Annotated in this window: 10 protein-coding genes; 5 read left to right on the top strand and 5 right to left on the bottom strand. The window is 59.5% G+C overall.

The window, feature by feature from the left end:
- Nucleotides 1-92: 92 nt before the first annotated feature.
- From AC1D35_RS11000 to AC1D35_RS10985, 4 genes are all read right to left on the bottom strand, one after another.
- A complete protein-coding gene (locus AC1D35_RS11000) occupies nucleotides 93-467 on the bottom strand; it encodes a CHC2 zinc finger domain-containing protein (protein WP_113307005.1) in 375 nt (124 codons plus the stop codon).
- A 408-nt stretch (nucleotides 468-875) separates the two neighbouring features.
- Nucleotides 876-1,379 (bottom strand): hypothetical protein, encoded by a 504-nt coding sequence (locus tag AC1D35_RS10995; RefSeq protein WP_113510752.1) that lies wholly within the window; start codon nucleotides 1,377-1,379, stop codon nucleotides 876-878.
- Between the two features lie 311 nt (nucleotides 1,380-1,690).
- Nucleotides 1,691-2,404, bottom strand: a complete 714-nt coding sequence (locus tag AC1D35_RS10990; RefSeq protein ID WP_113307008.1) for a hypothetical protein — start codon at nucleotides 2,402-2,404, stop codon at nucleotides 1,691-1,693.
- Between the two features lie 166 nt (nucleotides 2,405-2,570).
- Nucleotides 2,571-3,410: a glycosyl transferase gene (locus tag AC1D35_RS10985; RefSeq protein WP_113307009.1), complete on the bottom strand. Its 840-nt coding sequence runs from the start codon at nucleotides 3,408-3,410 to the stop codon at nucleotides 2,571-2,573.
- 384 nt (nucleotides 3,411-3,794) lie between these two features.
- Here AC1D35_RS10985 and AC1D35_RS10980 point away from each other — a divergent pair, with 384 nt between their 5' ends.
- Nucleotides 3,795-5,288, top strand: a complete 1,494-nt coding sequence (locus AC1D35_RS10980) for an MDR family MFS transporter (RefSeq protein ID WP_113307010.1) — start codon at nucleotides 3,795-3,797, stop codon at nucleotides 5,286-5,288.
- Between the two features lie 64 nt (nucleotides 5,289-5,352).
- Here AC1D35_RS10980 and AC1D35_RS10975 read toward each other — a convergent pair whose 3' ends face one another.
- Nucleotides 5,353-6,252: a GntR family transcriptional regulator gene (locus tag AC1D35_RS10975; RefSeq protein ID WP_113298440.1), complete on the bottom strand. Its 900-nt coding sequence runs from the start codon at nucleotides 6,250-6,252 to the stop codon at nucleotides 5,353-5,355.
- A gap of 251 nt (nucleotides 6,253-6,503) precedes the next feature.
- Between AC1D35_RS10975 and AC1D35_RS10970 the strand changes: the two genes are divergently transcribed.
- The 4 genes from AC1D35_RS10970 (at nucleotide 6,504) to AC1D35_RS10955 (ending at nucleotide 10,724) form a co-directional block, all read left to right on the top strand.
- Nucleotides 6,504-8,006: an altronate dehydratase family protein gene (locus AC1D35_RS10970; RefSeq protein ID WP_113307011.1), complete on the top strand. Its 1,503-nt coding sequence runs from the start codon at nucleotides 6,504-6,506 to the stop codon at nucleotides 8,004-8,006.
- 41 nt (nucleotides 8,007-8,047) lie between these two features.
- On the top strand, nucleotides 8,048-9,067 hold the full coding sequence (locus tag AC1D35_RS10965; protein WP_113307012.1) for an aldo/keto reductase: 1,020 nt from the start codon (nucleotides 8,048-8,050) through the stop codon (nucleotides 9,065-9,067).
- 9 nt (nucleotides 9,068-9,076) lie between these two features.
- A complete protein-coding gene (locus AC1D35_RS10960; protein WP_113298437.1) occupies nucleotides 9,077-9,523 on the top strand; it encodes an RbsD/FucU domain-containing protein in 447 nt (148 codons plus the stop codon).
- A gap of 211 nt (nucleotides 9,524-9,734) precedes the next feature.
- Nucleotides 9,735-10,724 carry an ABC transporter substrate-binding protein gene (locus AC1D35_RS10955; RefSeq protein WP_113307014.1) on the top strand — a complete coding sequence of 330 codons (990 nt, stop codon included), beginning with the start codon at nucleotides 9,735-9,737 and terminating at the stop codon, nucleotides 10,722-10,724.
- The last annotated feature ends 54 nt before the right edge of the window (nucleotides 10,725-10,778 follow it).

Here is a 10,778-nt window from a genome sequence, read left to right as displayed (position 1 = left end):
TACCGCCTGTATCAATGCCGGCATAAGTGGCTTCCGGCATGTTTGAGCAATTCGCTCCCTCCGCCCCCTCCATTCATTTATACCTATATATTTCAATTATTTGAATCGGAGGGTGCGGGTCCCTCCAGCACCCTCCATTTGGGCGTTCGCCCCCTCCACCGAGAGCACAGAGCGCCCATTTGGACGCATAAGGGACGCTTTCTCTTCCTGAATCTAGACATTTTGCGAAGGGGGGCGCAGCCGAAGCAATGGAAACGCTCGACGCCATCCTGCCCGATGAAGATCGTGAATGACGGGGTGTCTTCGGCGTGGAACGGGCAGCATGTTGCGAACTCCTGCCCGTTGCGGGTGAGCTTGTAGCCGTATTGCGCTGCTGTCGAAGACAGGGACATATCGCGGCGCAGCCGTTCGACATCGCTAGAGACGCCCGTCCTCGACGACGGCGCGTATTCCGATATTCTATCCATTTGATATCCGCATGAAATGTGGAAGCCGGCGGCTAGCTGCGGTTCTGCGAAAGGGCTTTCCGATCTGGCGCGGCGCGCCTGGAGGACATTTCATCCATCCAGGCGGCGACTTCGTCAGACCTCCAGAAATTGCTTTTCGCGACCTGTATGGGGGCGGGAAACTTGCCATCTCTCACCCAGCGCCAGAGCGTCACGTTCGAAACCGGGGCAATCTTCTAAACGTCGCTGGTGCTTAAAAGTGTGTAGGAGATTGCGCTGCCGGTCATGCTCATTCCTCTCGTTTTCAGGCTAGAGGCAGTATGGGCGATGACGGTTGTTTATATAAACGCAATGCATTTCAATGCGATGCGCGCCGATGGATGCGAGACTACAGGATCGAAACGACTGTTTGAGGAAACGATCCGGCCGTCATTGCCGCTGCAGATCGATGCGGCTGGTCACCACGGATCGGCCTGAGGCGGGATCCCGATCGACAGTCTGCAGGCGAAGCCCGTTCTGCCCGACCTTTTCGATCATCAAGTTTGCTTTTCGGTCGCCATTGGTGATGTGAGCCCAGGTGACATTGAAGTTGAGAGCATCGCCTTTCCGGCTGCCGACAAGCATGGAAGGCTGGCCCGATGGCCCCGTGTAGTTGCCGGTGTAGCGTTGACCGGCCGCCTTTACATTTGCCGAAAAGGTTCTCGTGACGATGGCGAGAGCGCGACAGCTGCCATTCATGGACACTGCGGAAGCACTCGCGTTGGATTTCAGATTGCAGGAGACATTGACCTTCGTGCCGCCGATCTTGGTCAGGACCATTCCGCCTCCATCCCAGTCGCCTGCCAGCGAGTTCAGAAAGTCGGTGTCGGCCGCATTCGCGTTGGCAGACAGGCATGAAAGCGAGAGCAATGTTGCGATCAGATGAGGACGCATGAGAGCACCCAACGTTTCCCTGGGCGGACAACATTCGGCGTGGGAAATTGTTCCGTTAGAGTCACTCGTGCCAGTGATCGGCAACCCAAGGTATCGACACGGTCTATGACTGGGCCGACGGTATCGACAAAATCGTCGTCGGCTCGTCCGTCACGCTCGTGAACCTCTACAACTCCGGCGCCTCGGCACTCCTGGAGTTCGACGCGATCGATGGCTCCGATCTGCTTTTTGCATAAACGGAACTGAACGAAATCGGCCCAGATCGAGGTTCGATCTTGGCCTCTTCGCAGGTATAGGAATTGTAGCCGGCCTCAAAAGCCAAACGCATCCCGCCACTTGTCGTTCCAAGCCGCAAAGTCGTTCGAGGCTTTGCCAAAATTGCTGTTGTTCAGCATTGCGGATGCCATTTTCAACTCATCCGTATTGCTACCATCCGATCTGCTGATGATCATCCCCGCCTCGATCAGTGAGGATTGGGCCGTCTTCAATCCCGCCATAAGGGTATTACTGGTGCTGTTTCCATTCTTGTCTTCGATGTTCGAGATGATCTTGCCACCGTTTCCAAGCTTGAAGCCGATCACAAATTCGCCGTCGCCGAACTTGGATCTGTTGTCCCGGATCAGGCGCTGAATGGCGTTGGCCATCGCATTGTCATCGCTGATGCCGGGATTCTTCGCCTTTTCGGCTTTGACCAGCGAGGCAAATTTGTCCCCATCGTCATTGATGAGCTTCTTGATGACGTCGGTAACACCGGCATCGCTGGTTTTGAAATTGTCCGAATCCAGGAAATCGAGCGCGCTCGACACAATCCCGTCGTTGCTCTCTTTGACGTCGAGCAGCGCGCTGTCGATTGTCGATGAGGCTTGGGTCTTTACGGCGCTCGTTTGGCTGGAAATGCCGTTAGCGATAGCTGCGATAGTGTCGGCAGCCGATTTCCCGGCTTGCTGTTTGGTGGGAAGCAACGATGCGTTCGTCTGCTGCAGGATGAGCAGCGCCGCATTGTTCGCTGAAGAGATAGCGGTCATCTTCGTTCCTCTGGTACCGGAACTCCCTCCATCGGAATTCGCGGCACGGAAGAGCTTGGGGCATCATGCCTGAGCAACCCAGATACGAGATATTACTTGTCACAACTTTGAATTTTGCGCGTTAACAAAATGCTTATTCCGCGTGCTAAATCCTGAACTTGCGTTCTTATTCATGCCAATGATCGGCCACCCAATGTGTCGGCAGGATATAGTGGCGCAGGTAGCGGAAGGGTTGCTTGCCGCCGCGTTTGCTGGCGTCGAAGACGCCCTTGATGTGCTCGAGCCGCGTTTCGGCGCGGCCTTTCGGGCCGAATTTCCCTTCGATGGCGTTCTGCGGGTGGAAGCCGCGCGGGAAGAGGACGACGCGGGCGCTGGATGGCAGGCGCGGGGCGAGGAAGTAGTTCAGCGGAAAGGCCCAGTGGCAGTCCTGCCGGAAATGCAAAACCCAGCTGCGCGGGAAGAACTTTACGCCGCCGGGCGCATTGCGGGTGACGAAACGCTGCTCGTACTGATATTCATCGGCCACTTTCTGCGGGTTGGCCCTGAACTTTTCCTGCAGCGGCAGGAGCTTGCCGACCGGAAAGCGAAAGAGCGAGCTCTGGCCGAGCCTTTCGAAAGGCGTTGTCTGGTTGCGGGCCATGACGACGTCGTCAGGCCCTCCGACCTCGAAAAAGTCATCGAGGGAGGCGACGATAACAAGGTCGAGGTCCAGATAGAGGACCGGCCCATCAAGGCTTCCGAGCCTCGGTCCCCAGAGCCTTGCCTTCGGCCAGATGCCCCTCGTATTGACGGGCATTTCGACATCCAGCGGCGGCAGATCCTCGCACAGGATGGCGGGATGGAGAGTGTCGCGGCAGTCGGTGAAGCATGTGAAGGTAAAGGGCGGCGTAATGTTGCGCGCCACCATCGCATACAGGCGGTTGATGAAAGTCGGCCCGTATCTCGTACCCCAATTGATGCAGATTACCTGTTTAACGCCGCCGCTCGCAGCCAAAACATGCGCCATCGTATCTCGCCATTTCCGTGCCCGGATCCGAAACCCTTCGCATCCGCGATGGAGCGGTTCACAGGCCTGCATCAGGTTACAATTGGGAATAACCTGGCGGAAATGCAATCCTGACATCCAAGAGCCCCGGCAGCCTGCCGGATCTCCTTTTCCGGCGGCTACCCACCGGAACTTCCTTCGCTAAGTGCCTTGTATTTTAAATTTGCGAGCGCCGGAAGCGGTTTAAGCGTCGACATCGAAGAAAGCATATCACTTGCGCTTTACCTGCTATCAGCAGGAGCATAAAAGACTGCCGACACCCCGCGTTGCCCCACCAACCGACAATGGCCCCACCAGCCGACAGTGGTTTTCCCGTATCGCGGAGAAAGTCCCGAAAGGTTCATCATGTCCGCACCATCGAAGCAATCCAAACGCACGCTCGTGGTTGCGACGATCATGCTCGCGACCTTCATGGTGGCGATCGAGGCCACGATCGTGGCGACCGCCATGCCGCACATCGTCGGCCAGCTCGGCGGCTTTTCCTATTACAGCTGGGTCTTTTCCGCCTTCCTGCTGGCACAGTCGACGACGACTGTCATCTACGGCAAGCTTTCCGACATTTTCGGCCGCAAGCCGGTGCTGATCGGCGGCATCCTCATTTTCCTCGTCGGTTCGCTCTTTTGCGGGCTTGCCTGGTCGATGGCCTCGCTCATCGTCTTTCGCCTGGTGCAGGGCCTTGGCGCCGGTGCGATCCAGCCGGTGACGATGACCATCATCGGCGACCTGTTCAAGCTGGAGGAACGCGGCAAGGTGCAGGGCGTGATGGCGACCGTCTGGGCGACCTCGGCAGTCGTCGGGCCGCTTGCCGGCGGCATCATCGTCGATACGATCTCCTGGGCCTGGATCTTCTGGATCAACCTGCCGATCGGCATCTTCTCGATCATCGCCTTCACGATCTTCCTGAAGGAAGACGTGGCGCACAAGGATGCCAAGATCGACTATCTCGGCGCCATCCTGTTTTCGATTTCCATCACAGCACTGCTGACGATCCTGACGGAAACGAATGCGCCGGCCTGGGTCCTTCTCTCGCTTGCCGCCGTTTTCGTCGTGACCGGCATCCTGTTCGTGATGCAGGAGAAGCGCACGCCGGAGCCGATCATTTCCATCGCGCTCTGGAGCCGGCGGCTGGTCGCGACCAGCAATGCCTGCATGCTGCTGGCCGGCATGGCGCTGATCGGCCTTTCGACGATCCTGCCGATGTATGTGCAGGGCGTGCTCGGCCGCTCGCCGATCGTTGCCGGTTTCACGCTCACCATGCTGGTGGTCGGCTGGCCGATGTCGGTGATGCTATCAGGCCGTCTCTTCAAGGCGTTCGGCATCCGCAATACGCTGCGGGTCGGCAGCTTCATGTTTCCCTTCGGCGCCTGTTTCCTGCTTTTCCTCACGCCTGAAAGCCATCCGGCTGTCGCAGGTGCGGGCTCGTTCTTCATGGGCTTCGGCATGGGGCTCATCAACCTGACCAGCATCGCGCTGGTGCAGGACAGCGTCGAATGGTCGATGCGCGGCAGTGCTACGGCCTCGATCATCTTTGCCCGCAGCCTCGGCAATACGCTGGGCGCCACGGTGCTCGGCGCAATCCTCAATGCCGGCATCAATCACTATGCGACGGGAGACGCGGCGGCCGGCCTGCATAATGTGCTGAACGAACCGACCGGCCTTTCGGAACTCGCCGGTGATCCGGCTGTGCGCGGCATCTTCGATGCGGCGCTGCACTGGAGCTTCTGGGGTGTCGTCGTCGTGGCAGTGCTGACCTTTGCGACCACCTGGCTTATTCCGATCGGGCGGGGCGTGAAGACGGGTGGTGCTGGGAGTGCTGCGAGCGAAGCGGCCTCGCACTAGAGATAAGCTGATCGGTTGGGTTGGTGGGTGTGGCCCCACACGGCACACCCTTCATGATGACAACTCAGGCACCTTCCGTGACGCTCTGCGGGATGGACTGCAGCAGCGTCTGGCGGGCCGAGCGAAGATGGATCCGGCAGGTCGCATCGATCCTTCCCTGATCGCGCGCCTCAAGCGCTGCGATATAATCGAGATGTTCGTAGATCGCGCGCTCGTTGCGTTGACGGGCGGCCGCCTTGTTCCATTGATAGTGATAATGGAAGATGATGGCGATCGCGTCGTAGAAATCGGCGATGAAGCGGTTCTTCGAGGCGCGGTGGATCAGCAGGTGAAAGCGCTCGTCAAGCGCCGAGAATTCCTTGAAGCGGTTGTTGATATCGGAGAGTACGAAAGCGTGCTCCTCCTTGATCGCCGCAAGATCGGCCCAGGCCTGATGGTCGGCGGGAAGCTTGCCAAACTCGGCCGCCGAATGCAGCTCGAACATTTCGCGCACATCGGCAAGTTCCAGCGCGAATTCGCGGGTAAAGCCCTTCAGCGTCCAGTGGCTGTTCGGCCGCTTCTCGATCAGCCCGAAGCGCGAGAAGCGGATGAGGAATTCACGCACGCTGGTCGTGCCTGTGCCGATCTCGCGGGCAAGCTCCAGTTCGTTGATCTGCATGCCGGGTGCGGCTTCATCCGAAAGAATGCGCTGCATGAAGCTTCGTTCGATGATGTCATGCAGCGAATCCGTCTCTTCCGACGGGAAAAAATCGCGGTCAACAGGCTGGCGCAGCACGATCTTCTGGCGCTTGTTCCAGCGGATGATGCCTTCCTCGCTGAGGCGGGTCAGAATGGCGCGCGCCGTGCTGCGGCTGACGCCGAGCTGGGCAGCGATTTCCGGCTCGGAAGGCAACGCCGTATCCATGCGCAATGCTGCCGCATATCGATTATACGCTTCCTTGAAGACCGTATTCTGCCTTGCCATCAGACCCTGCTTTCCGCCCGAGCGACACGGCAATGATACCCGCCGCCAACAACGGGCATAGCCGGACCAGGAGCCCCTTCAAGCGACCTTTATCTTAGTTTTTGGTCGCCTGCGGCTGTTTGCCTCCCTCGTCCACAGGATCAAATTCCCGTTGACTTGAAAATGTTTATTGTAGATAAAAAACAAAATCAATGCGCATTCGTTGATGCAGCAGGCGCCGATGTAGCGAGCGTTTCGTCAGGGAGAAGAGATTGGACAGACAGCCTTGGATCATCCTGTCGACCGGTGACAATGTCGCGGTCGCAACGGCACAAATCGCTGAGGGATCTGATGTTGCGGGTGTGGTAACCCGGCAGAAGATCGACCCCGGCCACAAGGTCGCCATAGCGGACATTCCGCAGGGCATGCCGGTCGTGAAATACGGCCAGGCGATCGGGCGCACGACGGCGGATGTAAAAGCCGGCGACCACGTTCACAGCCACAATCTGCATTTCGAAAACGACCGTCTTGCCGCAACGGCCAACTCCGCTCCCGAAGAAGCGAGCGCTGACGACAAGGCGCGCACCTTCATGGGCTATCGCCGCGCCGACGGGCGGGCAGCAACGCGCAACTATATCGGCATCATTGCCAGCGTGAACTGTTCCACCACGGTCTGCCGGGCGATCGCCGACGAGGCCAACCGCACCATCCTGCCGCATTATGACGGCATCGACGGCTTCGTGCCGATCGTTCACGACCAGGGCTGCGGCATGAGCTCGACCGGCGACGGCATGAACGTGCTGCACCGCACACTTGCCGGTTATACGCGCCATGTGAATTTCGGCGGCGTGCTGATGATCGGCCTCGGCTGCGAGGTCAACCAGCTGACGCTGTACGGCCAGAGCGGTGCCGGCGCCTCCAAGCGGCATTTCAACATTCAGGATGCCGGCGGCTCCCGCCGCGCGGTCGAGCGCGCCATGGGCGTGCTGCGCGAGATCGCCGCCGATGTCGGCCGCGAAAAGCGTGTTCCGATGTCGGTCAGTGAGATCATCATCGGCCTGCAGTGTGGCGGCTCCGACGGTTTTTCAGGGATTTCCGCCAATCCGGCGCTCGGTGTCGCAGCCGACCTCTTGGCGGCAGCCGGCGGCACGGCGATCCTTTCGGAAACCTCCGAAATCTATGGTGCGGAACACCTGCTGCGCAGCCGCGCCGTCAGCGACGATGTCGCCAGGAAGCTCGATGAGAAGATCGCCTGGTGGGAGGCCTATGTCGCCCTGCACGGCGCCTCGCTCGACAACAACCCGTCGCCCGGCAACAAGCGCGGCGGCCTGACGACCATTCTCGAAAAGTCGCTCGGCGCCGTCGCCAAGGGCGGACGCTCGCCGCTGACCGCCGTCTATGGTTATGCCGAACGCGTCACCGCACCCGGTCTCGTCTTCATGGATACGCCCGGCTACGATCCTGTGTCTGCCACCGGCCAGGTTGCCGGCGGCGCGAACATGATCGCATTCACGACCGGCCGCGGCAGCTGCTTCGGCTGTCGTCCCGCGCCTTCGCTGAAGCTCGCCAGCAATTCGGCGCTCTTCACCTCGATGGAAGAGGACATGGATATCGATTGCGGCACGATCGTTACGGGCGATGCGACGATCAGTGGCAAGGGCCGCGAGATCTTCGATCTGATCGTCGACACGGCCTCCGGCCAGAAGACGAAAAGTGAAATCTTCGGTTATGGCGATAACGAATTTGTTCCGTGGCATCTCGGTGCCACACTCTAAATAATCCCTATAAAAATTTCGGGTCTTCACAAGGAGGAATGATGAAGACGAGGAGGATCGGCAAGACGGCGCTGGAGGTCACCGAAATCAGTTTCGGTGCGGCAGCGCTGGGCGGCCTTTATCGCGCCTGCCCGCGCGAGCAGGCGATGGAAACGCTTGATACGGCGTGGAACCATGGCATCCGCTATTACGACGTGGCGCCATGGTATGGCCTTGGCCTCGGCGAACGGCATGTCGGCGATTTTCTGCGCGGCAAGCCGGAAAACGATTATGTGCTGTCGACGAAGGTCGGTCGCCTCTTGCGCCCGGTACCGACGGGCACCGTTCCCGACTATAGCTATGTCGATCCGCTCTCCTTCGATGCCGATTACGACTATTCCTATGACGGCATCATGCGGTCGGTCGATTTCAGCTATGCGCGCCTTGGCCTCAACCGCATCGACATCCTCTACGTCCACGACATCGGCGCCTATACGCACGGTGCCGCCAGGAATGCCGTGTATCTGAAGAGTTTCCTCGACAGCGGCATCAAGGCGCTGGAAGAGCTGAAGTCCTCAGGCGCGATCAAGGCGTTCGGCCTCGGCGTCAACGAAGTGCCCGTCTGCCTCGACGTGATGCGCAACGCCGATATCGACGCCATTCTGATGGCCGGCCGCTACACGCTGCTCGACCGCTCTGCTGTTGCCGAGCTCATCCCGCTTTGCCGGCAGAAGGGCACGTCGCTGGTCGTCGGCGGTGTCTTCAATTCCGGCATTCTCGCAACCGGCCCGGTGCCGGGCTCGCATTTCGACTACATGCCGGCATCCGAAGAGGTGCTGGGCAAGGTGGGCGCGATGGAAGAGGTCGCCAAGCGTCACGGCCTGCCGCTTGCCGCCCCTGCCCTGCAGTTCCCGTTGCGCGATCCGGTCGTCTCCTCGGTGCTGATCGGCACGGCGAAGCCTTCGAGCCTCGTGCGCAATATGGAAAATTTCGAACCACGGCTTCCCGACGATATCTATCCCGAGTTCGAGCCCCATACGCTGGTGGCTGCGCCGCTCGGTGAAGAAGCTGTCCGCGTCTGAGGAGACACCATGCTTAAAGGTATTCATCCGCTTCTTGGCCCCGATCTGCTCTATGCTCTGAAGAGCATGGGGCATGGCGACGATATCGTCATCGCCGACGCCAATTTCCCATCGAGCAGCATGGGGCCCGACGTCATCCGGGCCGATGGCGTCAGCGCGACAGCCATGGCCGAGGCGATCCTCATGCATATGCCGCTCGATACGTTCGTGCCGCAATCGGCATGGCGGATGGAGGTGGTTGGCGACCCCAAGGCGGTGCCGGAGGTTTGCGCCGAATTCCAGGAGATCGTCACCCGTCGCGCCGGCGATTTTTCCATCGCCTCTGTCGAACGCTTCGCCTTCTACGAGATGGCACGCAAGGCCGCCTATATCGTCGCGACCACCGAGTTCCGGCTCTACGGCAACCTGATTTTGAAGAAGGGCGTAGTGCATCCTCACGAGGTGCAATTCGACTGAAGACCTTATTTTAGGTCCTTATGTATTTGAAATGAAAACAATTGCTTGGGGGGCAATTGAGCGGATAAAAAAGCAAAATCGGCACGCTTGCAATTTGCTTTCGCCTCGGCTAGCTTCACATCGTAAATGTTTTTTATCGATAAAAATCGTCCGCCAGCGTTCAGCGGTCCGGTTTCATTGGAGGAGAACGCACCCTGAGAGGAGAACCCTTATGAGCATCGTGAAATCCCTTTTGTCTCGCCGTGCCTTTACGGCACTGGCAGGCGCCGCCGTCATTGCAACGGCGATGCCGGCTACGTCCTTTGCTGCCGACGTGACGATCCCGATCATCGTGAAGGATACGACGTCCTTCTACTGGCAGATCGTTCTGGCGGGCGCCCGCAAGGCCGGCAAGGATCTCGGCGTCAACGTGCCGGAGCTCGGCGCTCAGGCCGAATCCGACATCAACGGCCAGATCAGCATTCTTGAGAACGCCGTTGCCGGCAAGCCGGCCGCCGTCGTCATCTCGCCGACCGAGTTCAAGGCGCTCGGCAAGCCGATCGATGAAGCCGCCAAGTCGGTTCCGATCATCGGCATCGACTCCGGCGCCGACTCCAAGGCATTCAAGTCGTTCCTGACGACCGACAACGTCCAAGGCGGCCGTATCGCTGCTGACGGTCTTGCCGCCGCCATCAAGGAAGCGACCGGCAAGGAAGAGGGCGAAGTCGTCATCCTGACCAACCTTCCCGGCGTCGGCTCGCTGGAACAGCGCCGCGAAGGCTTCCTGGATCAGGTGAAGACCAAGCATCCCGGCCTGAAGGTGATTGCCGACAAGTACGGCGACGGCCAGGCAACGACCGGCCTCAACATGATGACCGACCTGATCACGGCCAACCCGAAGCTCGTCGGCGTCTTCGCCTCGAACCTCATCATGGCGCAGGGCGTGGGCCAGGCGATCGCCGAAAACAAGCTCGGCGACAAGATCAAGGTCATCGGCTTCGACAGCGACGACAAGACGGTCGGCTTCCTCAAGGACGGTGCGATCGCCGGCCTCGTCGTTCAGGACCCCTATCGCATGGGTTATGACGGCGTGAAGACCGCTCTTGCCGTCTCCAAGGGCGAGAAGGTCGAGCAGAACGTCGACACCGGCGCAAACCTCGTCACCAAGGCGAATATGGCCGATCCGAAGATCGACGCGCTCCTGAACCCGAAGATCAAGTAAAACGGCAGGTGGCCGCGCCGGCTTCAAAAACCGGCGCGGCCTTTTTCTTCCATG

This window comes from Rhizobium sp. P1_E6 (assembly GCF_056405875.1).
Note: the sequence above shows the minus strand (reverse complement) of the source record. Positions and strands in the feature narration are given on the sequence as shown.